General features: G+C 66.0%; 23 protein-coding genes. 9 read left to right on the forward strand and 14 right to left on the reverse strand.

The window, feature by feature from the left end:
* The first annotated feature begins 1 nt into the window (after position 1).
* The gene (locus EYZ64_RS00675) at positions 2-1,168 is read left to right on the forward strand and encodes a sensor histidine kinase (protein WP_135451416.1); all 1,167 of its coding nucleotides are present in this window, start codon (positions 2-4) and stop codon (positions 1,166-1,168) included.
* Positions 1,169-1,174: 6 nt separating this feature from the next.
* Here the strand turns inward: EYZ64_RS00675 and EYZ64_RS00680 are convergent, their stop codons facing one another.
* Complete coding sequence (locus tag EYZ64_RS00680; protein ID WP_135451417.1) at positions 1,175-2,797, reverse strand: LCP family protein; 1,623 nt, start codon at positions 2,795-2,797, stop codon at positions 1,175-1,177.
* A gap of 92 nt (positions 2,798-2,889) precedes the next feature.
* Here EYZ64_RS00680 and EYZ64_RS00685 point away from each other — a divergent pair, with 92 nt between their 5' ends.
* Positions 2,890-3,804 carry an alpha/beta fold hydrolase gene (locus EYZ64_RS00685; protein ID WP_135451418.1) on the forward strand — a complete coding sequence of 305 codons (915 nt, stop codon included), beginning with the start codon at positions 2,890-2,892 and terminating at the stop codon, positions 3,802-3,804.
* On the opposite strand, the gene EYZ64_RS00690 is transcribed toward EYZ64_RS00685, so the two are convergent.
* From EYZ64_RS00690 to EYZ64_RS00720, 7 genes are all read right to left on the reverse strand, one after another.
* Entirely contained in the window at positions 3,779-4,918 is a 1,140-nt protein-coding gene (locus tag EYZ64_RS00690) for an acyl-CoA dehydrogenase family protein (RefSeq protein ID WP_135451419.1), read from the reverse strand. The two genes, EYZ64_RS00685 and EYZ64_RS00690, sit on opposite strands and share 26 nt — an antisense overlap.
* Positions 4,919-4,974: 56 nt before the next feature.
* A complete protein-coding gene (locus EYZ64_RS00695) occupies positions 4,975-6,612 on the reverse strand; it encodes an outer membrane protein assembly factor BamB family protein (RefSeq protein WP_135451420.1) in 1,638 nt (545 codons plus the stop codon).
* 152 nt (positions 6,613-6,764) lie between these two features.
* Positions 6,765-7,148, reverse strand: a complete 384-nt coding sequence (locus EYZ64_RS00700) for a RidA family protein (protein ID WP_135451421.1) — start codon at positions 7,146-7,148, stop codon at positions 6,765-6,767.
* Positions 7,149-7,272: 124 nt separating this feature from the next.
* Positions 7,273-8,721 carry a Re/Si-specific NAD(P)(+) transhydrogenase subunit beta gene (gene pntB / locus EYZ64_RS00705; RefSeq protein ID WP_135451422.1) on the reverse strand — a complete coding sequence of 483 codons (1,449 nt, stop codon included), beginning with the start codon at positions 8,719-8,721 and terminating at the stop codon, positions 7,273-7,275.
* Positions 8,722-8,756: 35 nt separating this feature from the next.
* Positions 8,757-10,280 carry a Re/Si-specific NAD(P)(+) transhydrogenase subunit alpha gene (locus EYZ64_RS00710; RefSeq protein WP_135451423.1) on the reverse strand — a complete coding sequence of 508 codons (1,524 nt, stop codon included), beginning with the start codon at positions 10,278-10,280 and terminating at the stop codon, positions 8,757-8,759.
* Positions 10,281-10,398: 118 nt separating this feature from the next.
* Positions 10,399-11,415 carry a magnesium transporter CorA family protein gene (locus tag EYZ64_RS00715; protein ID WP_135451424.1) on the reverse strand — a complete coding sequence of 339 codons (1,017 nt, stop codon included), beginning with the start codon at positions 11,413-11,415 and terminating at the stop codon, positions 10,399-10,401.
* Positions 11,412-12,074: a TetR/AcrR family transcriptional regulator gene (locus EYZ64_RS00720; protein WP_135451425.1), complete on the reverse strand. Its 663-nt coding sequence runs from the start codon at positions 12,072-12,074 to the stop codon at positions 11,412-11,414. The genes EYZ64_RS00715 and EYZ64_RS00720 overlap by 4 nt, the downstream gene beginning before the upstream one ends.
* Before the next feature lie 123 nt (positions 12,075-12,197).
* Between EYZ64_RS00720 and EYZ64_RS00725 the strand changes: the two genes are divergently transcribed.
* Both EYZ64_RS00725 and EYZ64_RS00730 read left to right on the forward strand, forming a co-directional pair.
* Positions 12,198-13,511, forward strand: coding sequence for a cytochrome P450 (locus EYZ64_RS00725; RefSeq protein WP_135451426.1), 1,314 nt, complete (start codon positions 12,198-12,200; stop codon positions 13,509-13,511).
* Positions 13,512-13,566: 55 nt separating this feature from the next.
* Positions 13,567-14,181 carry a DUF3159 domain-containing protein gene (locus tag EYZ64_RS00730; RefSeq protein ID WP_167857659.1) on the forward strand — a complete coding sequence of 205 codons (615 nt, stop codon included), beginning with the start codon at positions 13,567-13,569 and terminating at the stop codon, positions 14,179-14,181.
* Between the two features lie 13 nt (positions 14,182-14,194).
* On the opposite strand, the gene EYZ64_RS00735 is transcribed toward EYZ64_RS00730, so the two are convergent.
* From EYZ64_RS00735 to EYZ64_RS00745, 3 genes are read right to left on the reverse strand one after another with little or no spacing between them, the layout of a single operon-like run.
* A complete protein-coding gene (locus tag EYZ64_RS00735) occupies positions 14,195-15,964 on the reverse strand; it encodes an oleate hydratase (RefSeq protein WP_135451427.1) in 1,770 nt (589 codons plus the stop codon).
* Between the two features lie 16 nt (positions 15,965-15,980).
* Entirely contained in the window at positions 15,981-16,838 is an 858-nt protein-coding gene (locus EYZ64_RS00740) for a 3-hydroxyacyl-CoA dehydrogenase (RefSeq protein WP_135451428.1), read from the reverse strand.
* Entirely contained in the window at positions 16,835-17,506 is a 672-nt protein-coding gene (locus EYZ64_RS00745) for a TetR/AcrR family transcriptional regulator (RefSeq protein ID WP_135451429.1), read from the reverse strand. The genes EYZ64_RS00740 and EYZ64_RS00745 overlap by 4 nt, the downstream gene beginning before the upstream one ends.
* Positions 17,507-17,695: 189 nt before the next feature.
* Here EYZ64_RS00745 and EYZ64_RS00750 point away from each other — a divergent pair, with 189 nt between their 5' ends.
* Genes EYZ64_RS00750 through EYZ64_RS00760 form a run of 3 tightly spaced genes read left to right on the forward strand, consistent with a single transcriptional unit; the run spans position 17,696 to position 20,356 of the window.
* Positions 17,696-18,559, forward strand: coding sequence for an ABC transporter permease (locus EYZ64_RS00750; protein ID WP_135451430.1), 864 nt, complete (start codon positions 17,696-17,698; stop codon positions 18,557-18,559).
* Positions 18,556-19,587 (forward strand): taurine ABC transporter substrate-binding protein, encoded by a 1,032-nt coding sequence (locus EYZ64_RS00755; RefSeq protein ID WP_135451431.1) that lies wholly within the window; start codon positions 18,556-18,558, stop codon positions 19,585-19,587. Before EYZ64_RS00750 ends, EYZ64_RS00755 begins: the two co-directional genes overlap by 4 nt.
* Entirely contained in the window at positions 19,568-20,356 is a 789-nt protein-coding gene (locus tag EYZ64_RS00760) for an ABC transporter ATP-binding protein (RefSeq protein WP_135451432.1), read from the forward strand. Before EYZ64_RS00755 ends, EYZ64_RS00760 begins: the two co-directional genes overlap by 20 nt.
* Positions 20,357-20,454: 98 nt before the next feature.
* Here the strand turns inward: EYZ64_RS00760 and EYZ64_RS00765 are convergent, their stop codons facing one another.
* Positions 20,455-21,315: an alpha/beta fold hydrolase gene (locus EYZ64_RS00765; RefSeq protein ID WP_135451433.1), complete on the reverse strand. Its 861-nt coding sequence runs from the start codon at positions 21,313-21,315 to the stop codon at positions 20,455-20,457.
* 85 nt (positions 21,316-21,400) lie between these two features.
* On the opposite strand from EYZ64_RS00765, the gene EYZ64_RS00770 reads away from it, so the two are divergent.
* Positions 21,401-21,928: a CGNR zinc finger domain-containing protein gene (locus EYZ64_RS00770; RefSeq protein ID WP_135451434.1), complete on the forward strand. Its 528-nt coding sequence runs from the start codon at positions 21,401-21,403 to the stop codon at positions 21,926-21,928.
* On the opposite strand, the gene EYZ64_RS00775 is transcribed toward EYZ64_RS00770, so the two are convergent.
* Positions 21,929-22,039, reverse strand: a complete 111-nt coding sequence (locus tag EYZ64_RS00775; RefSeq protein ID WP_003883225.1) for a hypothetical protein — start codon at positions 22,037-22,039, stop codon at positions 21,929-21,931.
* 126 nt (positions 22,040-22,165) lie between these two features.
* Here EYZ64_RS00775 and EYZ64_RS00780 point away from each other — a divergent pair, with 126 nt between their 5' ends.
* The gene (locus EYZ64_RS00780) at positions 22,166-22,843 is read left to right on the forward strand and encodes a TetR/AcrR family transcriptional regulator (RefSeq protein ID WP_135451435.1); all 678 of its coding nucleotides are present in this window, start codon (positions 22,166-22,168) and stop codon (positions 22,841-22,843) included.
* Here the strand turns inward: EYZ64_RS00780 and EYZ64_RS00785 are convergent.
* Positions 22,840-23,658: a class I SAM-dependent methyltransferase gene (locus EYZ64_RS00785; RefSeq protein ID WP_135451436.1), complete on the reverse strand. Its 819-nt coding sequence runs from the start codon at positions 23,656-23,658 to the stop codon at positions 22,840-22,842. The two genes, EYZ64_RS00780 and EYZ64_RS00785, sit on opposite strands and share 4 nt — an antisense overlap.
* Between the last annotated feature and the right edge of the window lie 15 nt (positions 23,659-23,673).

Genomic DNA, 23,673 nt, shown 5'->3' on the forward strand with positions numbered 1-23,673 from the left:
CATGGCCAGCGGGCGCGTCGTCGAATTCTTCACCACCCAACCGGTCCGGGTCTCGGCGCTGCTGCGGCTGCCGCTGATCGGCCTGATCGTGGTGCTGGTCTCGGTATGGGATGTCGACCACTGGTTACCGGTTCTGTACGCGGTGATCCTGAGCGTGTACACCGCCGTGGCAGTGCTGTGGCTGGTGGTGGTGTTCCGCGGGCCCATGCCGCCGTGGGCCGAGTGGGCCTCCACCGCGGTCGACGTGCTGGTGCTCGTCGCCCTCTGCGCGGTGTCGGGCGGTGCCACCGCGGCGCTGCTGCCGGTGTTCTTCCTGTTGCCCATTTCCGTTGCGTTCCAGGATCGTCCGTGGCTGACCGCGCTGCTCGGTGGCTGCACCGCACTGGGCTACCTGGCGGTGTGGATCCTGTATTCCGAGCGTGACGACAACGTCGGTCTGCCCGACATCGTCTATATGCACGTGGGATTTCTGGCCTGGTTGGCGGTCGCGTCGGCGGCGTTGTCGTTCGTGCTGGCGCGGCGTTCGGCGCGGGTGCGGACGCTGATGGAGGTACGGCGCCAGCTGGTATCGGAGTCCACCCGGGCCGATGACCTGCGCAATGCCGAACTGGCCGAACATCTTCACGACGGGCCGCTGCAGATCCTGATGGCCGCACGCCTGGAGCTCGACGAGATCCGTGAACGCATCCCTGACCCTGGGCTGGACCGGGTCCATGCCGCCCTGCAGGAGACGGCGGTCGGCCTGCGCTCCACGGTGACCGCGTTGCATCCCCAGGTTCTGGCGCAGCTGGGGCTCACCCCTGCGGTGCGGGAACTGTTGCGCCAGTACGAGACCCGGCCAGATATCACGGTGCGGGCGGATCTGCAGGACGTCGGGCACCCCGAAGGTCAGGCCCTGCTGTACCGCGCCGCCCGCGAGCTGCTGGGAAACATCAACAAACATGCCGGCGCGAGCACGATTTCGGCCGGCCTCTACCGGTCGGGCGATCGTGTCGTGCTCACCGTGGCCGACGACGGCAAGGGATTCGATCCGTCGACGGTGGCCCAATCGGTCGCCGAGGGGCACATCGGGCTGGCCTCGCTGCAGGTCCGCATCGAGGCCATGGGTGGTTCGATGGCGATCTCTTCCGAGGCCGGGTACGGCACCCAGGTCCGGGTCACGCTGTAGCCGCGGCTATTTGACGCAGGGAATGCCGGAGACCTTCATCTGGCTCAGGTCGGTCGGAGCAGCGGACTTGGTGCCGGAAGCGGTCGCGGCCACGGTGGTCACCGGCGTACTGGCGGTGGTTTCCTCCGCCGCCTCGTCGGACGAGCCCCACGTCGAATCCGCCTCAGATTCCGAGGAACTCGCCGAGGACGAGTCGTCCGATCCGGTCATGTAGTCCTCACCGGGAAAATCGGTACCCAGCGTCAGCTGTACCGTCCCGGCGGTCACCTCGGAGGACGGGGTGGCGATCACCTTCAGCTCGTCGGCCAGCGACTGGGCGGCGGCCTCGGCGCCGGTCCCGTAGTCGATGGTGGTGACGGCGGCCAGAGATTCCGCATCGCCGATCTGACCGGGGGTGAATCCATTTGCGGAGAAAGTGGTCTCGAGCTGTGCGGCCAGTCCGGAGTAGGTGGAGGCGTTGACGACGTCGAGCACCGCGCCGTGGCCTTCGAGTACGTGCGCCGGTGCTGCGGGGGCGTCGGTGGTGCCCCCAGGTTGGGCGACCAGGTCACGCACGATGGCCCGGATGGCGTGGATGTCGACGATGTTGATGTCCTCACCCAGCGAGTTCTGGCCGAACTCCTTGATGGGCAGGGTGTAGAGGGTGGGCGGCGCACCGGTCAGTGCCGACGCCCGACTGGCGAATTTGGCCAGATCGAACCCGGAATCCAGCGCGACGTTCTGCTTGGTGACGTTGAGGAGATCGCGCAGCATCGTGGGACTCGACAGGGCGCCGCTCTTGCCCAGGGCCGATACGAGTGCGGCGATGAAGGCCTGCTGGCGTCGGGTGCGGTCGAGGTCGGTGAAGTTCTCGTCATTGATGTCGCGGCGCTGACGCACGAAGGCCATCGCCTGCGCGGCGTCGATCTGCTGCACGCCCCTGCGGAAGTCGGCGCCGGAGTACGGATCCGCGGTGTCGGCGTTGAGGCACACCGTGATCGGCGCCACAGCCTTGGCGATCTGGAAGAACGCGCCGAGGGTGACCTCCACGAAATGGTCGATCGGGATTCCGAGGAGATTGCGTACGGTGGCGATCTGGGCCCGGCGCCCGGCCTCACGGGCCTGCTGCTCATTCGCCGACGGATCTTCGGACGAGGACTCCAGCGACTCCATCTCGCGCTGATAGGCCCAACCGTAGGCCTGCTTGACCTTGCCCTTGCACGGGTCGACGTCGCAGCCGGCCAACTCGACGTAGTCGTCGCGGGGGATGGAGAACGCGGTCGGCGGGCCGCCGTTGCCGGGCAGGTGCACCACGATCAGCACGTTGGCGTTGTAGCCGCCGACGGTCTCGTCACCGGCGTGCAGTGCCTCGTAGACGTCCTGCGGCAGCGGGTTGCCGTGCTGATCCAGCCTGCTGTCCAGCCCCATGATCAGGATGTTCTCGGTGTCCCCGGAAGAGACGGGGCCGCCTTCCAGCGCGTTGGACGTGGTGATGCCGTCCAGCGCGCCGTGGTAGGACACCCAGCCGGCACCGGTTCCGGCCAGCACTGTTGCCGCTATCAGGCCGACGGACACCCGACGGGCAGCCCGCACGCCGCGGCGCGGCATACGGTGCCGGGGGGCGCTGGCGGAGTGGGCGGGTGCGTTCATGGCACCTGCCATTATGGGGCCGTTCGCTGAGACTCCGTTCACCGGGGAAAACGGCTGGTGAACACCGGGGCCTCGGCATTAGCGTGCGGAGGATGAAATTGCGCATCGCGGTGGGCGTGCTCGTGCTGGCCGTGGTGGCGTTGCTGCTGAACGAACTGGTCGTGACCAGAACGCATCGCCAGGCCGAGCCTTTCGCCGGCGGACATGTGCTGGAGCTCGACGGCCCCGATCTCAACGTGCGGGAGTACGGGCCGCCGGGGGAGCGTGCGGTGGTGTTGCTGCACGGGTATTCGGCTTCCATCGAGTGGTGGGAACGGGTGGCCCCGCAGCTGGCCCGCGATCAGCGGGTGATCGCCATCGATCTGGTCGGCCACGGCGGCTCGGAGGCGCCCAGCGCCGGCAGTGTGTATCGCTCGGACGAGCAGGCCAAGGCGGTTCACAATGCACTGGTGCAGCTCGGCGTACAGCATGCGGTGCTGATCGGGCATTCGATGGGTGGCGCGGTTTCGGCCGAACTGGCCCGGCAGTATCCGGATCAGGTGGAGCGCGTGGTGGTGTCCGATACCCCTGCGGCTGACGATCTGGTCGCCATGCCGCTGCTCGGAAAGATGGTGTGCTGGCCGGTGGTCGGCCCGGCGCTGGACCGGTTCCGGACAGTCGATGCCATCACCGAGAGCTCCCTGCAGACCGGATTCGCCGCGGACTACCCGGTGCCGGACTTCGCGTACCGCTCGTTGAAGCGCCTCACCTACGCCGGGGTGTGCGACTCCACCGAGGGACCGCACCCGGTGGTGGAAACGCTTGCCGCACTGCACAAGCCGGTGCTGGTGCTGTGGGGCGACCAGGACGTGCTGACCCCGACGGCTCCCAACGTCGAGCGTTACACCGCGGCCGGGCTGACGCCGGTGGTGATCAAAGGTTCCGGACACAGTCCGATGGTCGAACAGCCAGATCAGTTCCTGGCTACGGTGACGGAGTTCCTCAAGAGCCCAGTCCCCGCGAGATGACCAGGCGCTGAATCTGGTTGGTGCCCTCGAAGATCTGGGTGATCTTGGCTTCGCGCATGTACCGCTCGACCCGGAAATCGCGGGTGTAGCCGACACCGCCGAACACCTGCACGGCATCGGTGGTGACCTTCATGGCGGCGTCGGTGGCGATCAGCTTGGCGACGCTGGCCTGGGTGGAGTAGGGCAATCCGAGGTCGCGACGCCGCGCCGCATCCAGATAGGTGGCCCGCGCGCTGACCACTGCGGCCGCCATGTCGGCCAGCAGGAACCCGAGGCCCTGGTGGTCGATGATCTTGCGGCCGAAGGTGGTTCGCTCATTGGCGTACCGGACGGCCTCGTCCAGGGCGGCCTGGGCGATACCGACCGCGACGGCGGCGATGCCGAGCCGGCCGGAGTCCAGCGCGGAGAAGGCGATCGAAAGACCTTGTCCCTCTTCCCCGATCAGCCGGTCGGCGTCGATGCGGGCATTGTCGTAGAACGCCGAGGTGGTGGGCACCGCGTGCAGACCCATCTTCTCCTCGGGTTTGCCGAAGCTCAGCCCCTCGAGATCGGCGGGGACCAGGAAGCACGAGATGCCCTTGCTGCCCTCACCGGTGCGGGCGAACAGGGTGTAGAAATCGGCCTTCCCGCCGTGGGTGATCCACGCCTTGGAGCCGTTGAGTACATAGGCGTCGCCGTCCCGGATGGCCTTACAGCTCAGCGCGGCGGCGTCGGAGCCGGCCTGCGGTTCGGACAGGCTGTAGGCACCGATCTGCTCGCCGGAGAGCATGCCGGGTAGCCAGCGCTTCTTCTGCTCCTCGCTGCCGTAGGCCAGCAGCGGGTGCGAGGACAGGCTGTGCACGCTGACCGCGACGCCGACGGCGGCCCAGCGCGCGGCGATCTCCTCGAGGACCTGCAGGTAGACCTCGTACGGCTGGCCTCCGCCACCCCACTGCTCGGGCTGGGGCAGGCTCAGCAGCCCCGCCGCGCCGAGTTGGGCGAAGACGCCCTCGGGGTAGGTCTCGGCTTTCTCGTGCTCGTCGACGATCGGATCGAGCACCTTGTCAGCGACATCGCGGGTCAGTGCGATGAGCTCACGAGCTTCGTCAGAGGGCAGGAGGCGGTCAACCGGCATAGTTGCACATCCTAGTTTCTCCGCGAGCCGGGGCGACGAGCCCGGATTCGGTCCGGTTAAAGCCAGCGGAAAATCCCGTCGTATGTGGAGAACAGTCCGCTGCCTGCCCACAATGACAGCGCCAAGTTGGAAACGCCGGACTTCCGCCACACCTCTTGTCCCGTTGTCCCGTCAATCGCCACAACTTCGTCGTTGTGTTCGGTGTAGGTGCCGAACAGCATGCGTTGACCGTCGGACCCGAGGAACTTGAAGTACGTGCCCATGCTGAGCTCCGTCGGTGCCTCCACAAACGGGTTGTCACTGTCGGTCTCACACGTCTGGACCTTCACACGCACGACACTGTCATCACGCAGGATGATGAAACACGTGGTTCCGTTGCCGTATGCCGCGATGCTGCGGGTTCCGTTCTGACCAACGTGCCGGGTCCACAAGGCGCGGCCGGATGCCGGGTCGAAGGCACGCAGGTCGCCGCTGGCCTCGTTGTAGGCCAATGGGTAGTAGAGGCCCGATGATCCGGAGGTTTGCAGATTCAGGCCGACCGACCAGCGGTGACCGTTGGTTCCGAACCCTTCGACAAACGTGAAGCCCTCACTCGGAACGGATGCGGTCTTGGTACCCCCGAAATCATAGAAATCGAACGTCTGTCCGTCTGACAACGCAAACCCCGATGCGAAAGCTGCGCTTCCGAGTGCGCTCGTACTTTGGAGGATGGGGTTTCCGGTGTTGGCATCGAGAACTCGGCCGTCCAGGGCTACGACGATGCCCTGATCGCCGTAAACTGCCACATTCTGGTGACCGGTCGACCTCGGATCCACTTGCTTGTCGGGGGTACGCCAACCCACCGAGCCGTCCGCTCGGTAGCCCACCACCTCATCTTCGAGCACGACGACGAACCCGTCGCCGGCGCTGTACATACCCCGGATCTCGCCCCAGTAGGTCCCGGGCACCTTCGTGCTGTTCTTCTCGGCACCCGTCGCCGTATCGAAAAACACGAGCACGATGCCTCTGTCAGTGGATTGCACACCGTCACTGAAGGCACACCCGATGGTCGTGGCCGCCCGGTCAATCACGCATTTCGAGAACATGTTGTCGAGGCTGTGGCCCGCCAGGCTGGCCGGCATCGTCGGCTTCGGCCAGCGCGGCGCGCCGTTCCCGGCGTCCACCGCGAGCACACCTTTGTTCTGTTGGTAGTTGTCAACACTGACCACGACGGTGTAGGCATCGCCGCCCAAAATGTGGTTGGAAAGGCTGTCCGGGCGATAGCTCCAGCGTGGTTTGTCGAGTGGCTTTTCGAGCGAGGGCACCAGCTGATCGCGTGGTGGTCGCAGTGCACCCAACGGCGGCACGGACGTCGGCAGCGGCGACGCCGTGGCCGGGCTGGTTGCGTCACGGGTATTCAGATGCCACAGCAAGGCTCCGGTGCCCAGTGCCGTGACGACCACGGCAGCCACCACTGTGATCACCAGCCACCGTTTGTTGCGGCGCGGCGGCTCCGGCATGGGAGCGCCCTGCCCGTATCCCGCCTGAATCACCGGAGGCTGCCAGTCACCTGCCCCGAACGGACTGGGGGCCGACGGTGGCAGGCCTGCGTGCTGGAACGGGTCGGGGTTCGCCGGCGTAGGCATTCCCTGGAACGGGTCCGGGGCCGAATACGGTCCGGACGGCGGCGGAAATCCCGCGGGCGGGTAGGTCATTGAACCCCTCCATCAATCACCAGGCCAGCAATCTCAATCACCCTATAAGAGCGTGATCGCGGGCCGGCGACCCAATTTGCGGGAGAAGAAGTGGGTGGTACGCCCGTTCGACACGGTGCCCCTCGAGGGACAGTGCCGAGGGCGGGAGGCGGTCAGCGCATCCGCGCGATGATCTGAATCTCGACCAGCGCACCCGGCACGGCCAGCTCGGTGACGCCGACCGCGGTCCAGGCCGGGTACGGCGCGGTCACGAACTCGTCTTTGACCTCGCCGAATACCTGCACGTGTTGTTGCAGGCCGACGTGGTAGCTGGTGATGTCGGTGACGTCGGCGAAGGTCAGCCCGGCCTCGGCGAGCAGCCCGCGCAGGTTCTCGAAGGCCTGGGTGAACTGTGCCCGGGGCTCCTCGGCAACGCTCATGTCGGGGTGGATCCCGATCATCCCCGAACAGCGCAGGTGATCGCCGTCGATGGCCGCGGGCGCGAAGTGGTGGGCATCGCACATCGGCTGCATCCACTGCGGGACAACTATTTTCATGCTTGGCTCCTGGTTCAGCGCAGCTTAGCCGCACCTTGTCCCGCGAGCAGACACAAAACTGCCCCTTCTCCGAGGAAAAGGGGCAGTTCTGTGTCTGCTCGCCGGAGAAATCCGGCGGAAGAAACTAGACGTGCTCCGCCACGGGCAGCGCCGCGAGGATGTCGTTCACGCGGTCGCGGGCGTCGCCGAACAGCATCTGGGTGTTCTCCCGGAAGAACAGCGGGTTCTGCACACCGGCGTAGCCCGAGGCCATGGACCGCTTGAACACGATGACGTGGTCGGCGTTCCACACCGTGAGCACCGGCATGCCGGCGATCGGGCTGCTCGGATCCTCGGCGGCGGCCGGGTTCACCGTGTCGTTGGCGCCGATCACGAGCACGACGGAGGTGCCGTCGAAGTCGTCGTTGATCTCGTCCATCTCGAGCACGATGTCGTAGGGCACCTTGGCCTCGGCCAGCAGCACGTTCATGTGACCGGGCAGGCGGCCGGCGACCGGGTGGATGCCGAAGCGGACGTTGACGCCGCGCTCACGCAGCTTGCGGGTCAGGTCGGCGACACCGTACTGGGCCTGGGCCACGGCCATGCCGTAGCCGGGCGTGATGATGACCGAGTCTGCTTGGGCCAGCAGGTCGGCCGCACCCTCGGCGTTGATCTCGCGGTGCTCGCCGTAGTCCTTGTCCTCGGCGGGCCCTGCCTCGATGCCGAAACCGCCGGCGATCACGGAGATGAACGACCGGTTCATCGCCTTGCACATGATGTAGGACAGGTACGCACCGGAGGAGCCGACGAGGGCGCCGGTGATGATCAGCAGATCGTTGGACAGCAGGAAGCCGGAGGCGGCCGCGGCCCAACCGGAGTAGCTGTTGAGCATCGAGACCACGACGGGCATGTCGCCGCCGCCGATCGAGGCCACCAGGTGCCAGCCCAGCAGCAGCGCGAGGACGGTGACGGCGACCAGCAGCCACAGGTTCGGGGAGATGACGAACCACACGGTCAGTGCGACGAACAGCACCAGCGAGCCGACGTTGAGGAAGTTCTTGCCCGGCAGCATCAGCGGCGCGGACTTCATGCGGGCCGACAGCTTGAGGTTGGCCACGATCGAACCGGTGAAGGTGACGGCACCGATGAAGACACCGATGAACACCTCGGCCGAGTGGATGCCGGTCATACCTTCGGCGGCGAGCTTCACAGCTTCGTCGCCGCCGAGGTTGTTCTCGACGTGCAGGTAGCCGTTCCAGCCGACCAGGACGGCGGCCAGACCGACGAAGCTGTGCAGCAGCGCGATCAGTTCGGGCATGCCGGTCATCTCGACGACCTTGGCTCGCCACAGGCCGATCGCGGCGCCGACGAGCATGGCGGCGACCAGCAGGCCGAGGCCCAGCGGTTCGATCTGCTTGTTGATGGCCAGCGCGATGGTGGCGATCAGGGCGACCGCCATGCCGACCATGCCGAAGGTGTTTCCGGCCCGCGACGTCTCATGCTTGGAGAGGCCGGCCAGAGCGAGGATGAACAGCAGGGCAGCGACGACGTAGGCCGCGTTCGCCACGTTGGTGATGGTTTCTGCGTTGAACATGAATCCGTTCCAAAGGTTTCTGAGGTTCGCAGGCTCTAGCTGCGGGAGAACATGGCCAGCATGCGGCGGGTTACCGCGAAGCCACCGAAGACGTTGATGCTGGCGAGCAGAATCGCGACGCCGGCCAGGGCGGTGATCGGGGTGTTGTGATGCCCGATCTGCAGCAGGGCACCCACCACGATGATTCCGGAGATCGCGTTGGTCACCGACATCAGCGGGGTGTGCAGCGCGTGGTGCACGTTGCCGATGACGTAGTAGCCGATCACGATCGCCAGCGCGAACACCGTCAGGTGGACCTGAAGCGCTGCCGGCGAGGCCGCGATCAGGGCGAACACGGCGGCCGCCGCGACGAAGGTGACGCCGAGCCTGCGCCCGGTCGACATCGGCCGCTTCTCCGGCTTGACCACCGGAGCGGCGGCGGGTTGCGCGGCCGGCGCGGCGGAGACCTGCACCGGCGGCGGGGGCCAGGTGGTCTCGCCGTCGCGCACCACGGTCATCGAGCGCTGCACCACGTCGTCCCAGTCGAGGACGACCTTGCCGTCCTTCTCCGGGGTCAGCAGCTTGAGCAGGTTGACCAGGTTGGTGCCGTACAGCTGGGAGGCCTGGGCGGGCAGGCGGCCGGCCAGATCGGTGTAGCCGATGATCGTCACTCCGTTGTCGGTGACGATCGCCTGGTCCTTGACGGTGCCCTCGACGTTGCCGCCGTTGGCCGCGGCCATGTCGACGATGACGCTGCCCGACTTCATCGAGGCGACCATCTCGGCGGTGATGATGCGCGGCGCGGGCCTACCCGGGATCAGCGCGGTCGTGACGATGATGTCGACGTCCTTGCACTGCTCGGCGTACAGCTGCGCCTCGCGGGCCTTGTAGTCGTCGTCCATCTCTTTGGCGTAGCCGGTGGCGGAGACTTCGGCCTGCTCGTTCGCGACGGACAGGTACTCGCCGCCCAGCGAGGCGACCTGATCGGCGACCTCGGGGCGCGGGTCGGTGGCCCGCACGATGGCGCCCAGGCTGCCTGCGGCACCGATCGCGGCCAGGCCGGCGACACCGGCACCCACCACGAGCACCTTGGCCGGGGGCACCTTGCCCGCCGCGGTCACCTGGCCGGTGAAGAACCGGCCGAAGCTATGGGCGGCCTCGACCACGGCGCGGTAGCCGGCGATGTTGGCCATCGAGGACAGCACGTCCAGGGACTGGGCCCGCGAGATACGCGGCACCGCGTCCATGGCCAGCACCGTGATGGGCCGAGTGGACAGCTTCTCGACGAGCTCGGGCTTGAGCCCGGGTGAGATCAAGCTCACCAGCGTCGCTCCATCGCGCAGCTTGCCGATCTCGGCATCATCGGGCGCGTTGACCTTGAGCACCACATCGGCGTCCCACGGCGTGCCGATCTCGGCACCGGCCTCTACGTAGGCGGCGTCGGAGAAGCTCGAGGCAGCACCGGCGTCGCTTTCTACGACTACCTCGTACCCGAGCTTGATAATCTGTCCGACAGTCTGCGGCGTGGCGGCGACGCGCGTTTCCCCTGGTAGGGACTCGCGCGGGATCCCGATGAGCATCGACTCCGCTCCGTTTCTTTCTGGTAGGCCTCTTCGTTCAGCCTGGAAGAGTGTCGCATTTGTGTTCAGATAACGCCCATGCCCCTTTTGGGGGATGTGATCAAAGGCCCAGCTCGGGTTACAGCCAGTCCCGGCGTTTGAACATCACATACAACAGGATGACCAACGCAACAATCAAAATGCTGCTGGCGATGAAGCCGACGACGGTGTTGATTCCCGGGTATATGACGTTCTGACCGTAGAACCCCGTGATGGCCGTCGGTACCGCGATGATGGCGGCCCAGCCGCTGAGTTTCTTCATCACCGTGTTGAGCCGCGCGTCCTGCAGGGACAGGTTGGTCTCGAACACCGTGGTGACCATGTCGCGCAGGGATTCGGTCCACTCCGAAGCCCGGAGCACATGGTCGTAGAGGTCGGCGTAGAGCGGGTCGAGGTCGGGCGAGGTGGACGAGTCGAGCCTGCGGTGCTGGATCGTGCTGACCACCTCGCGCATGGGCAGCACCACCCGGCGTAGTTCGACGAGATCCTTGCGCAGCTGGAACGTGCGCCGTTGCAGGCCGCGACGCGGACCGCCGTCGGCGAACAACTCGTCCTCAAGCCCTTCGATGGCATCGTCGAGCGCCTCGACGGCCTCGAAGTGCCCGTCGACCACGACGTCGAGCAGCGCGTGGACCAGCGACCCGACGCCGTACCGCTGGCCGCCGAGGTCGTCGAAGCGCCGCGACACCTTGCTGATGTCGAACTCGGTGGTCTCACCGTTGAAGCTGGGCAGCCGGACGGTGATCAGGCCGCGCGGCAGGACGAATGCCGAGATGCGATGTTTGACCAACAGCGATGTGTCGGGCGCCGCGTCCGCCTCCGGCTCCCGGGTGTCGACCGCGTACACCGTGAAAAACGTATGGGTCTGGTACACAGACGTTTTCGTGCGTTCCTTGGGTGCGACGGCGTCTTCGACCGCCCACATGTTGAGCCCGAGCTCGGTGGCGAGTTCACGAAGTGCCTCGTGATCGGGGTCGTAGATGTCGGCCCACAGCAGGGTGTCCTCGTCGGTCAGGCACTCCGAGATGTCCGTGAACTTGAAGCCGCCGTCGACCGGCTGTCCGGCGCGCCAGACTCGCCCATGCACCTGCCTCACGACGCGGTCACCATCGGCAGCAGGTAGGTGCGCACGTAGTCGCGGGTGTCTTCCAGGTTGGTCAGTTTGATGCCGGTGTGCGGAGTGACGATGAACGACAACGTAAGTCGGGTGTGCAACTCGGCGACGGTACGGATGTGGCGTTCCTGTGCCGGGTTGGTTTCGGACGTCCCGTACAGGTCGGTGCGCAACTGTGCGGCCGAGTGCTCGGTCGCGAAATCGATGATGGCCCCGGCATCAAGGGTGAGGCTGGGCAGGATCGTCTCGGGTTCGGTGCGCAGGAGCTTCTTGAGCAGGGCGTGGTCCCGCAGGAAGGTCACGGTGAAGACGGTGCCATAGACGAGCCGGTCTTCCAGGGTTTCGGCGTGGGCCCGGGCCTGTGCGCTGCCCTCAAGGTAGCGCCGCGCCTCGGACAGCACGAGGGCATCGATGAGGGCGTCTTTGGTGGGAAACCGCCGGTAGAGCGTGGCGCGGCCGACACCGCTGCGGCGGGCCACATCCTCCATCGTCGTACGCCGGATTCCGACGAGTTCGGCTTGTTGGAGCGTTGCGGACAAGATCCGGGTACTGATCGGGTCGGGCTCGCGCACGCGGGCCAGCGCCGCAGGATCCGGTTCGGCGAGGCGCCGCACGAAGTCCGCCGTTCGCGTGGAAGTCACGAAATCCCTCCTTGCCCGTGCGCCCCGACGGCCGTAGCCTAACCATCGAGACAAGCGAGACAGTAAACGTATCTATGTCTCACACGTCTCACCATAGTTGTCCGAGTCGACGAGAGGGCGTTCATGAGCATCGGATTGTGGACCCGTTGGCTGGCGCTGCACGCCGTGCCGAAGACGTTCATGTCGTTTCAGGCCCGGGTGGGCAATCCGATGGGCGCGCTCATCTCCAGCCACGGCAAGGGCATCGACTCCTATCCGCTGATGGAAGAGATCAGGCGCCGCGGCCCGCTGGTGAAGACGCCATTTGTCTGGGTCACCGTTGATCACGCCGTCAGCCGGGAGATCCTGCGGGACAAGCGGTTCGGTGTCACCCCGCCCACCGGGATGGGGATGCCGAAACCGGTCCAGCAGCTTTTGGACCGGACCGATCCGAAGGTGGCCAATCCTGTCGAGCCGCCGGCGATGGTCATCGTCGACCCGCCGGACCACACCCGGTACCGGCAGTTGGTGGCTCAGAGCTTCACGCCACGCGCGATCGACAAGCTCGACGACCGCGTGGCCGAGGTGACCACGGAACTCGTCGACCGGCTGGCCGGCACGCCCCGGCCCGATCTGATCGCCGATTTCGCTGCCGCACTTCCGGTCGCCATGATCGCCGAGATCCTCGGCCTGTCCGGCGAAAACCATGAGCAACTGCTTGAGTGGGGCCACCAGGGGTCGCCACTGCTCGACGTGGGCATCCCCTGGCGGACCTACCGGCGCGGCCTCGACGGGCTGCGCGGTCTCGACAGTTTCCTCTCCTGCCATTTCGACCGGGTACGGGCCGGAACGGCAGAGGACAACCCGTTCACCAAGATGGCCGCCGACCACACGCTGACCGACCACGAACTCGCCGCCAACGCTGCGCTTCTCGTCGGGGCCGGTTTCGAAACCACCGTCAACCTCATCGGCAACGGAATAGTGCTCTTGCAGCGGAACCCCGACCAACTCGCCCTGCTGCGCGACAATCCGGACCTGTGGCCCACCGCGGTGGAGGAGATTCTGCGCATCGAAAGCCCGGTTCAGATGACCGCGCGTACCGCGCGGTGCGACGTCGAGATCGCCGGCCAGCGGCTGCGGGCCGGAACGATGGTTGTGGTGCTGTTGGGTGGCGCCAACCGCGATCCGCGAGTGTTCAGTGAGCCGGCACGCTTCGACATCACCCGCCCCAACGCCCGCGAACACCTGGCCTTCGCCTCGGGTATCCACGCCTGCCTCGGCGCGGCGTTGGCCCGCATCGAGGGGGCCACCGCACTGCGGGCGCTGTTCGAGGCGTATCCCGACCTGCGGCTGACCGAGACTCCCCGCCTGCGTGGGCTTGTCAATCTGCATGGCTATGTGACGCTGCCGGCCATGCTGGGGACCCGGCGGACTGAGGCGGCCGGTCTGGTCTGCTGAGCTCGGTACTCTCGGTGGGGACCTGCCAGACCTTGAACGCGAGGCCCACACTCCCATGACGGATTCCCCACTCGACGGACTGATGGCGCGCGTCGGCGGTGTCAGCGGCATGGTCTATTCGGCGCTGCCGGTGACGGTGTACGCGACGGTCTCGGCGTTGTCGGGGCGCGTCCCGGCGATCATCGCCGCTCTGGTGACGGCGGCCGTCGTGTTCGGCTGGCAACTGTTGCGCCGCGAATCCGTCAGGCCCGCGCTGTGGGGATTCGTCGGTGTTGCGGGTTGCGGGCTGCTGGCCCTGGTGACCGGCCAGGCCAAAGACTTCTACCTGCCCGGTATCTGGATGTCCTTGGCCTCGGCCATTGTGATGACCGCCTCGATCCTTGTCAGGCGCCCGCTCGTCGGGGTGATCTGGGCCTGGGCCACCGGCCGCGACGGCACCTGGCGCCAGGTCCCCGGGGTGCGGCTCGTCTTCAACATCGTCACCGCGGTCCTGGCGGCGGTGTCCTGGTCGCGGTTCCTGGTGCAGAACTACCTCTACGACACCGGTCAGGACGGACTGCTCGCGGTGGCACGCCTGGCGATGGGCTGGCCGTTGTTCGTCGTCACCACCACACTGGTTCTGCTCAGCGCCCGCTACGCGATCCGGGCGCTGTCACGCTCGGCGACCTGACCGGTGTCCATCGTCAGCCGTTGCCCGGAATCAACCCGTATTCGGCCAGGAGCTCACCCACCTCGTTGTCGGTGACCTTGCCGATCACCCGTTTGCGAATGATCTCTGGGATGGGCAGATCCACTTCCTTGCCGTCGCGCAGATGCACCGTTCCGGAGATCAGCTTGCGGACGTCGTAGGTGGAGTTGAACACCTCCGGTACCCCGCGCTCGACACCCAGCAGCTGGTAGGCGGCCTCCATGCCGGTGCGCACCGAGTACTCGGTGGTGAAGATGCAGTCCCGAGTGGTCTCGGCGAACTGGCCGATGAAGGCGAAGTTCACCGCGCCTTGCGGGACGACAGCCGGGCGGTCGCCGGCCTGGCGTGGCATGAAGAACGCCGTCACGTAGGGCATCATCGACGGCACCGTCTTGGCGCCGGTGGCGGCCAGTTCGGGAATGTCGGCTTCCGGCACACCGAGGTGGTACAGCCATTCCTGGGTGATCTCCTCGCCGGTGCACTCACTCATCGGCTTCTTGACGTAGTCGCCCGGGGTGTCGACGAACAGTGCGTAGACCCACGCCACGATCTGGTCTTTGGGCTGTTGCTTGAAGTGTGGCTGGCGGTTGACCGTCCAGCTCATCAGCCACTTGGAGTCGCGGGCGGTGACGATGCCACCGGTAACCACCTTGCCGGCGAACGGGTCTCGCTTGCAGATCTTCTGGATGTACTCGGGGATGCGAGGGTCGAGCGTGGTGACGGTGGCCGATTCCCACTTGGTTTCCGGGATGTGGCTGCCGAACACGTCGGGACGTCCGAACGACGGGTCCTTGGCGGCGATGCGGCGCCACAGGTCCCAGGCCGGAGCGGGCCCGGTGTTGAGCTTGGCCGGGGTGTGGTGATCACCGTTGTCGGAGTTCTCGGTCAGCGAGCCGATGGTGGTCAGCACCAGGTCGTCCGGGCCGAGGTCGACCCCGCCCGGCTGACCGTCCTTGATCCAGTGAATCCTGGTGGCCTGCTTGCGATCCGGGGTGATGTCGAAGTCGATGTCGGTGACCTCGGTATCGAAGTGGAAGGTCACCCCCTGATCCAGGAGCCACTTGTGCATCGGCAGCACGAGCGACTCGTACTGGTTGTACTTGGTGAACTTCAGCGCCGACAGGTCGGGCAGACCCTTGATGTGGTGGATGAACCGGTGGATGTAGAGCTTCATCTCCAGCGCGCTGTGCCACTCCTCGAACGCGAACATCGTGCGCCAGTACAGCCAGAAGTTGCTCTCCAGGAAGTCTTTACCGAAGACCTCGTTGATGCGCTTGTTATCCATCTCTTCGCGCGTCGCGAGGAACACCTTGACGATGTCCTTCTGCGCCTTGGCGTTGAGGGCGAATTTGTTGTCGGTGTGGGCGTCCTGGCCGCGGTTCTCGGTGGCCCGGCACAGGCTGGAATTGGGATCGTCCTTGTTGAGCCAGTAGAACTCGTCGAGCACGCTGGCTCCGTCGATCTCGAGCGAGGGGATGGTCCGGAACAGGTCCCACAGACATTCCATGTGGTCTTCCATCTCGCGGCCACCGCGGATCACGAAGCCCTTCTCGGGTTCCTTGATCCCGTCGAGGGCGCCGCCGGGCAGCGCCAATCGCTCCAGGACGGTGATCTTGTTGCCCGGGAGCTGACCGTCACGGATCATGAACACCGCCGACGACATCGACGCCAGGCCGGCTCCGACGAACCAGGCCGTCTTGTCTTCTACGCCCTCGGGTTTGCGGGGACGTGCAAATGCTTCGTAATTGCCACTGCTGTAATACATCTCGCCCACTTTCTCCTCAGTTGTACTTATAGAAGCCCTCGCCGGTGGCGAGACCCAACTTGCCTTTGTCGATGTAGTTCTCTTTGAGCCAGGCCGCGAGCTTCTGCGCTTCGGCGTCCCCGTTGACCATGATGTTGTAGGGCGTGGTCAGGCCGATGATGTCGTAGATCTGGAACGGGCCGACGGGTGCGCCGGTGGCGATCCGCCAGGTGTCGTCGACGGCGCTGGGGTCGGCGTAGCCGCCGGCGGCCAGTTCGGCGGCCGCGTTGAGGAACGGCACCAGGAGGGAGTTGAGGACGTAGCCGGCCTTCTCCTTGTGCAGTTCGATGGGCACCATGCCGATGGCCTTGGCGAACTCGACGACCTCGGCGAAAACAGCCGGGTCGGTGTCGGTGGTCCCCATGATCTCGGCGGTGTTGAATTGCCACACACGGTTTGCGAAGTGCAGCGCCAGAAACTTGTCGGGCCTCCCGGTGGAATCCTTGAGGTCACTGGGCAGCAGCGTCGAGGAATTGGTGGCGAAGATCGTCTTGGCCGGCGCGAGCTCACCGAGCTTCTGGTAGGTCTCCCGCTTGAGATCGAGGATCTCGGGGATCGCCTCGATGACCAGATCGGCGTCAGCCACGGCGGCGGCCAGATCGGAGGTCAGTGTGAGCCGGTTCAACGCATCCTGGGCCTTGCCGTCACGGGCATCGGGTACCTCGTTGGCGTAGGTTTCGGCCAGCTTCTCGAAGCGGTCCTTGGCCGCTTCCAGAACCTTGTCGTTGATGTCGTAGGCCGTGAGGGTGAAGCCCTTGAACGCAGACTGGAACGCGATCTGGGAACCGAGCACTCCGGTCCCGAGAACGGTCACCGTCTTGATCGAGTTGGTCACGATGTCTCTTCTCCTCGTGGTGTTGTTGATGCCAGGAACCCCAGCACGATCTGGTTGATCTGCTGGAGCAGTTCGTGAGCACCGTCGGCGCCCCACTTCACGCCGGTCGAGGGCTGGACCACCAACAGATGCAGGGCCGCGAAGACGCTTCTGGCGGCGCGGTCGGCGTTGGCCCGCAACTCGGTGTCGGTGGCCGGATCGGCTGGGCGGCAGTGCGTCAGGCGGGCGGCGATCGCGTCTTCGAGCCTTTTGACGTGCGCGAGGCCTTCGGCGCGGAAACGCTCGGTGGGGGCGCCGAACAGCAATTCGCGTTGATATGCCGTCGCGTTGTCTGGCTGGCGTGCGGCCTCGGTGATGACGGGTGCGACCATCGCGAACACGGCAGCGCTCGGATCGTCGATGTCGGCCGCGTTGCGCATACCTGTCTCAATCGCCTGCCGGAACTGGTCGTTGTAGACCATCAGTAGGAGTTCGGCTTTCGATGACGCGTACCTGAACAAGGTGCCCGCGGCGACGTCGGCGGCGTCGGCGATCTGGGCCACGGTGACGGCCTCGAACCCGTGCGCCTCGAACAGTGTGCTCGCCGCGGCGAAGATCCGCTGCTGCTTGTCGTGCATGTTGCGCGTCCGACGGCCGGTCATGATCACCTCGTTAATGAGTGCGCTCATTAATGAACGTACTCATTTACTGCGCGCCGTGTCAACCCGGGGCGGCAAATAAACTCACCTCGATTTCAGACCTTCACCACAGACGCGCCCGCCGGTAGCAATACCCGGGTGAACGGAACACTGCCCGGTTGCTGTTGTCGCTGAAGCCAATCGCCACCCCTGCCTTCAGCAACAGAAAGCTGGCCCACAGTGTCTGTGTTCGTCGATATCGTCCCCAGCGAGGCCGAAGCCGGCCCGCCACGTCCCGTTGCGCCGTCGAACCGCTGGCGCACCCTGCTGACCCGCTCGGCGTTGCCGCTGCTGTCGGTCGTGGTGTTCTTCGCGGCGTGGCAGGCCGTCGCCTGGGCCGGGATCTGGAATCAGACGTTCGTGCCCTACCCGTCGACGGTCTGGCGTGCGTTCATCGACGTCTCCTCCACGCGTGACGGGGCCCGCGGCTACGCGGGGTATCTGCTCTACGAGCACCTGTACATGACGCTGCGCCGCGTGCTGGCCGGCGTCATCATCGGCGTCGTCGTCGGAGTCGCGCTCGGTCTCCTGATGGGCTCGGTCGGCTGGCTGCGCAGCGTGCTCGAACCCTGGCTGACGTTCCTGCGCGCCCTGCCGCCGCTGGCCTACTTCTTCCTGCTCGTGATCTGGCTCGGCATCGACGAGGCGCCCAAGATCACGCTGCTCGCGCTGGCCGCGCTGCCGCCGGCCGCGGTGGCCACCACCGCGGCGGTCGTGGCCGCACCCGTCGGGCTGCAGGAGGCGGCCCGGGCCCTGGGGGCAAGCCGGGCGCAGGTCATCCGCGACGTCGTGGTGCCCTCGGCGCTGCCGGAGACGTTCACCGGAATCCGGCTGGCCGTGGGCATGGCGTACTCGTCGGTGGTGGCCGCCGAACTGTTCAACGGCATCCCCGGAATCGGCGGATTGGTCAAGGACGCAAGCAATTACAACAACACACCGGTCGTGCTGGTGGGGATCTTCGCCATCGGGATCTCCGGCCTGGTGATCGACGGAGGTTTGCGCGCCGTGGAGCGGCGCGTTGTCCCATGGAGAGGGAAGATATGAAATTCAAGTCGTTGCTGGCCGCTGCCGCGCTGTCGATGGTCGCGCTGTCCGGCTGCGCGGTGGACCACTCCGGGCAAAACTCCGAGAAGCCGACCATTCGCCTTGGCTACCAGTCCTTTCCGAGTGGGGACCTGATCGTCAAGAACAACAAGTGGCTCGAAGAGGCGCTGCCCGATTACAACATCAAGTGGACCAAGTTCGACTCCGGGGCCGATGTGAACACCGCGTTCATCGCCAAGGAACTGGACTTCGGTGCGCTCGGCTCCAGTCCGGTGGCCCGCGGATTGTCAGCCCCGCTGAACATTCCGTACAAGGTGGCGTTCGTGCTCGACGTGGCCGGTGACAACGAGGCCCTGGTGGCTCGTGACGGCGCCGGCGTCAACTCGATCGCCGACCTGCGGGGCAAGCGGGTCGCCACCCCGTTCGCGTCCACCGCGCATTACAGCCTGCTGGCCGCTCTGGCGCAGAACGGGCTGTCTCCCAGTGATGTTCAGCTGATCGACCTGCAGCCGCAGGCCATCCTTGCGGCCTGGGAGCGGGGCGACATCGCCGCGGCCTACAGCTGGCTGCCCACGCTGGACCAGCTGCGCAAGACCGGGAAGGATCTGATCACCAGCCGGCAGTTGGCCAAGGACGGCAAGCCCACGCTGGATCTGGCGGCCGTGTCCGACGAGTTCTCCATCGCTCACCCGGAAGTCGTCGACATCTGGCGCCAGCAGCAGGCGCGCGCGCTGAACGTCATCAAGAACGACCCGCAGGCCGCGGCCAAGGCGATCGCGGCCGAGGTCGGTCTGAGTCCGGAAGATGTTGCCGGACAACTCAAGCAGGGCGTCTACCTGACCCCGGCCCAGGTGGCCTCCCCCGAGTGGCTGGGTAGTGACGGCGCACCGGGCAACATCGCCGCCAACCTGCAGAGCGCGTCGCAGTTCCTGGCCGATCAGAAGCAGATCCCCGCGGCGGCGCCGCTGCAGACGTTCAAAGATGCCATCTACACGAAGGGGTTGCCGGATGTCATCGTCAAGCAGTGATGCCTCCGGTGCCCTGTTGATCAAGAACGTCGCGCACCGCTATGGGCGCGGTTCGGAGGAGGTGACCGCGCTCGGCCCGGTGGATCTCGACGTCGAGCCCGGCTCGTTCCTGGTCCTGGTGGGGGCGTCGGGGTGCGGCAAGAGCACACTGCTGCGCCTGATCGCCGGTTTCGAGACCCCGTCGGAGGGCGAGGTCGAGGTGTCCGGTTCCCGTCCGACGCCCGGGGTCACCTCGGGCGTGGTGTTCCAGCAGCCGCGGCTGTTCCCGTGGCGCACCGTCGGCGGCAATGTGGACCTGGCCCTCAAGTACGCCAACGTGCCTCGTGAGCGGCACGCCGAGCGGCGCGAGGAACTGTTGGAGCGCGTGGGCCTGGAAGGCACCGCCAAGCGCAGGATCTGGGAGATCAGCGGCGGACAACAGCAGCGCGTCGCGATCGCGCGGGCGCTGGCCGCCGAGACCCCGTTGTTCCTGTTGGACGAGCCGTTCGCGGCGCTGGATGCGCTGACCCGCGAGCGCTTGCAGGAGGATGTCCGTCAGGTGAGCGCGGAGTCCGGTCGCACAACGGTTTTCGTGACGCACAGCGCCGACGAGGCCGCGTTCCTGGGCTCCCGCATCGTGGTGTTGACCCGGCGGCCCGGGAAGATCGCCCTGGATCTACCGGTGGAACTGCCGCGCACCGGCGTCGACGCTCACGAACTGCGCCGCTCGCCGGAGTACCTCAAGTTGCGGACAGATGTGAGCGAGGCGGTCAAACTCGCCGCCGCTTAACCGTTTGCAACGAATGTGACGCCATGGTCGTAAACCCGTGGGCGGTTTCAAGGGGTGCATGCAACAGCAGGCGGAGCCGATGCGTTGAACACGTGGCGTCAGGCGCGGCGCCGCAGGAACCCGTCGATCAGGCGCGCGACCTCGTCGACATGTGTCTCCAGCAGGAAGTGCCCGCCTGCGAGCAGATGGATCTCGGCGTCGACGGCGTCCCTGGCGAAGGCGCGCGCCCCGTCGGGGCCGAAGATGGGATCGCCCTCGCCCCACACGGCGAGCACGGGAACCCCACTGGTGCGCAGGTATTCGTGCAGCGCCGGGTACAGCGGCGCGTTCGTCGCGTAGTCGCGGAACAGCTTGAGCTGCACCAGATCATTGCCCGGCCGGACCACCATCGCCGCGTCATGCACCCAGGTGTCCGGGTTGACCAGGCTCTCGTCGGAAACCCCGGTCAGGTACTGCCATTTGATGCCGTCGACACTCAATGCGGTCCGCACGCCCGCCTCGGTCTCGGGGGTCTGCTCACGCTGGTAGGCCCACACTCCCGTCCAGAAGCTCTCGACGAAGCCTTCGTCATAGCCGTTGCCGTTCTGGCTGACGATCGCGGTGATGGCCTCCGGATGCCGCAGTGCCAGTCGCCAGCCGATCGGGGCGCCGTAGTCCTGGACGTAGATCGCGTAGCGCGACACCCCGAGTTGGTGCAGCAGGCCGTCGGTCAGGTCGGCCAGCGCGTCGAAGGTGTAGTCGAACTCGTCGGCTGCCGGTGCATCGGAGTGTCCGTAGCCGAGGTGGTCGGGCGCGATGACGTGGTAGCGCTCGGCCAGCCGGGGAAGGAGGTCGCGGAACATGTACGAGCTCGTCGGGAAGCCGTGCAGCAGCACGATCGCCGGTGCGTCCGGGGCACCCGCCTCGCGGTAGAACAACCGCTGCCCGTCGACGGTGGCGTAGCGATGGTGAACGGTCATGACTAACTCCTATAACTAGTTTTAGTGGTTAGTGACATCTAACGCCGGAGGGCATAACCTGTCAATAGTTGTTTGGAGGTTAGATATGGAGCTGCTGGAGGTGGGCCTGAGCGACGACGCCCTGCTGCTGGATCTGCTCAACACCACGCCGGTGACCGATGGAAGGCAGCGCGACATACTCGCGGACCGCGTGCAGGCGGGGATCTGGCTGCGCGAGCATGGGGTGACCGAGGCCGAACTGGCGGAACTGGTCGAGGCCAGGAACGTGCTCCAGGCAGTGGTGCGCGGGGCCGAGACGGCGGCCGCGTTGGCGCCGCTTCTCGATGCGGTGGCATTGCGGGCGTGCGCCACGAAGGGCGGCGTGAGGTGGGAACTCGATACCGATGAGGCGCGGCGCGGCGCCGTGCGGGCCATCCTGGCCTGGGACGCACTGCGCGTCGGGAGTCCGGGGCGGCTACGCGCGTGTGGGAATCCGGACTGCCGGTTGTTCCTGATTGATCGCAGCAAGCCGAACACCGCTCGCTGGTGTTCGATGGCTACCTGCGGAAACCGCATGAAGGCGCGCCGCTATCACCAGCGCGCCAGGACTGCGAAGGCTGACGAACAGTCCTGATTACACCGGGGGATAGGCCGGCGGCGGGTAGACGCCGCGCAGACCCCAGGCCAGCCACGGAAAGAAGAAGTCGCTCTCGTCGCTGAGGTCGTAGTCAGGATTCGGATCCATGCCCGGAGTCTAGACGCACTAGGCAAGGCCGGAACAGGGCCGCGAAGAGAATTGCCTACACTCTTCAACCATCTAGTTGATTGATTTCCTGGGCAAGGTCCGGGCGATGCTGATAGTGAGTGTGCTATGTCATCCGATGCAGAGCGCGGCCGGGGCCGCGGAGGCGCGGCTGCCAACGGGACGTCCCGCCGCGACGAGCTGCTGACTGTCGCGGCCAAACTGTTCGCCGCCCGCGGCTATCACGGCACAAGGATGGACGACGTGGCCGAGGCTGTCGGCCTGAACAAGGCCACGGTCTACCACTACTACTCGAGTAAGTCGCTGATCCTTTACGACATCTACAAGAGCACCGCGGACTTCACCGTCGAGGCCCTGCACGACGACCCCACCGCCTCGGCACGGGAGACCATCTACAACTTCACCCGGCGATTGCTGGTCGGCATCGCCAACGACCTGGAGCGCGCGGCCGTGTACTTCCAGGAAGGCCCGTACATCGCGGAATGGTTCACCGAGGAGCAGGTGGCCTACATTCGGCGCGCTGAGACCCAGGTCTACGAGCATGTCCGCGACGTGATCGACCGCGGCATCGCCAGCGGTGAGTTCTACGACTGCGATTCGCATGTCCTGGCGCTCGGCTACATCGGGATGACCCTGGGCTCCTACCGCTGGCTGCGCCCCCACGGCAGGCGGACCGCCAAGGAGATCGCCGTCGAGTTCAGCACGGCGCTGTTGCGTGGGCTGATCCGCGACGAGGCGATCCGCAACGAATCCCCGCTCGGCATCGACGTCGACGAGAAGGCTTAGAACACGAACCGGTTCAGCACGTCGTAGCGCCCGGCCAGGGTGGCGTTGACGAACCGGAACAACTGCCTCTGGGCGGTGAGTGGGATCTGCTGCCAGTCGCTGTAGGCCGGAACCCGGTCGAGCAGGCGGAGTCGCGGATTCCATCGCTCGAGCTCGTGGATATCGCTGATGCCCCACTTGACGATGCCTTTGGTGAACAGTCTGGACAGCTTGGGGCCGATTGGGGCGATCGTGTCGAACGCGATCTCGCCGTGCTCGAAGCGGTCGGTGAGGTGCTGCAGCAGTGCGCGCACGTCGGCCTCGTCCAGATACATCAGCAGGCCTTCGGCGACTATCAATGTCGGGCGCCCGGTCGGCGTCTCCTGCAGCCAGCCGGTTTCAGTTACCGACGATCCGATCATCCGATAGCCCGGGCCGTCGTCGTACAGCTTGCGCCGCAGGTCGATGACCCCGGGTTGGTCGACGTCGAACCACGTGACGGATTCGGGACGGTTCACCCGGAATGCCCGGGTGTCCAGGCCGCAGCCGAGGTGCAGCACGACCGCGTCGGGGTGACGGGTCAGGAAGTCGACGGTCCAGTCGTCGAGCTTCTTGGCGCGCAGCCCGACCAGGAACTGGTTGGCCCATGGCTGCGAGGCCCGGTGCATGCGTTTGAAGTCGTAGTCGATGCGGTCCACGGCCTCAGCGGCCGCGTGATCGCCCAGAACCGGCCGGGACAAACGGCTTTCGCAGGCCCGCAGATACAGCGTGCACACGTTGGTCCATTCGACGGAACCCCACTCCACCGAGCTGAAGTCGATCTTGGTCGTCGCCATGATTGCCTCCCACAG

This window comes from Mycobacterium sp. DL99, assembly GCF_004762045.1.
GTDB lineage: Bacteria > Actinomycetota > Actinomycetes > Mycobacteriales > Mycobacteriaceae > Mycobacterium.

What these genes read in the sequence shown, in the direction of transcription:
- EYZ64_RS00675 (WP_135451416.1), top strand. Translation starts at nt 2, where the DNA reads ATGGCCAGCGGGCGCGTCGTCGAATTCTTCACCACCCAACCGGTCCGG.
- EYZ64_RS00680 (WP_135451417.1), bottom strand. Translation starts at nt 2,797, where the DNA reads ATGAACGCACCCGCCCACTCCGCCAGCGCCCCCCGGCACCGTATGCCG.
- EYZ64_RS00685 (WP_135451418.1), top strand. Translation starts at nt 2,890, where the DNA reads ATGAAATTGCGCATCGCGGTGGGCGTGCTCGTGCTGGCCGTGGTGGCG.
- EYZ64_RS00690 (WP_135451419.1), bottom strand. Translation starts at nt 4,918, where the DNA reads ATGCCGGTTGACCGCCTCCTGCCCTCTGACGAAGCTCGTGAGCTCATC.
- EYZ64_RS00695 (WP_135451420.1), bottom strand. Translation starts at nt 6,612, where the DNA reads ATGACCTACCCGCCCGCGGGATTTCCGCCGCCGTCCGGACCGTATTCG.
- EYZ64_RS00700 (WP_135451421.1), bottom strand. Translation starts at nt 7,148, where the DNA reads ATGAAAATAGTTGTCCCGCAGTGGATGCAGCCGATGTGCGATGCCCAC.
- pntB (WP_135451422.1), bottom strand. Translation starts at nt 8,721, where the DNA reads ATGTTCAACGCAGAAACCATCACCAACGTGGCGAACGCGGCCTACGTC.
- EYZ64_RS00710 (WP_135451423.1), bottom strand. Translation starts at nt 10,280, where the DNA reads ATGCTCATCGGGATCCCGCGCGAGTCCCTACCAGGGGAAACGCGCGTC.
- EYZ64_RS00725 (WP_135451426.1), top strand. Translation starts at nt 12,198, where the DNA reads ATGAGCATCGGATTGTGGACCCGTTGGCTGGCGCTGCACGCCGTGCCG.
- EYZ64_RS00730 (WP_167857659.1), top strand. Translation starts at nt 13,567, where the DNA reads ATGACGGATTCCCCACTCGACGGACTGATGGCGCGCGTCGGCGGTGTC.
- EYZ64_RS00735 (WP_135451427.1), bottom strand. Translation starts at nt 15,964, where the DNA reads ATGTATTACAGCAGTGGCAATTACGAAGCATTTGCACGTCCCCGCAAA.
- EYZ64_RS00745 (WP_135451429.1), bottom strand. Translation starts at nt 17,506, where the DNA reads ATGAGCGCACTCATTAACGAGGTGATCATGACCGGCCGTCGGACGCGC.
- EYZ64_RS00755 (WP_135451431.1), top strand. Translation starts at nt 18,556, where the DNA reads ATGAAATTCAAGTCGTTGCTGGCCGCTGCCGCGCTGTCGATGGTCGCG.
- EYZ64_RS00760 (WP_135451432.1), top strand. Translation starts at nt 19,568, where the DNA reads ATGTCATCGTCAAGCAGTGATGCCTCCGGTGCCCTGTTGATCAAGAAC.
- EYZ64_RS00765 (WP_135451433.1), bottom strand. Translation starts at nt 21,315, where the DNA reads ATGACCGTTCACCATCGCTACGCCACCGTCGACGGGCAGCGGTTGTTC.
- EYZ64_RS00770 (WP_135451434.1), top strand. Translation starts at nt 21,401, where the DNA reads ATGGAGCTGCTGGAGGTGGGCCTGAGCGACGACGCCCTGCTGCTGGAT.
- EYZ64_RS00775 (WP_003883225.1), bottom strand. Translation starts at nt 22,039, where the DNA reads ATGGATCCGAATCCTGACTACGACCTCAGCGACGAGAGCGACTTCTTC.
- EYZ64_RS00780 (WP_135451435.1), top strand. Translation starts at nt 22,166, where the DNA reads ATGTCATCCGATGCAGAGCGCGGCCGGGGCCGCGGAGGCGCGGCTGCC.
- EYZ64_RS00785 (WP_135451436.1), bottom strand. Translation starts at nt 23,658, where the DNA reads ATGGCGACGACCAAGATCGACTTCAGCTCGGTGGAGTGGGGTTCCGTC.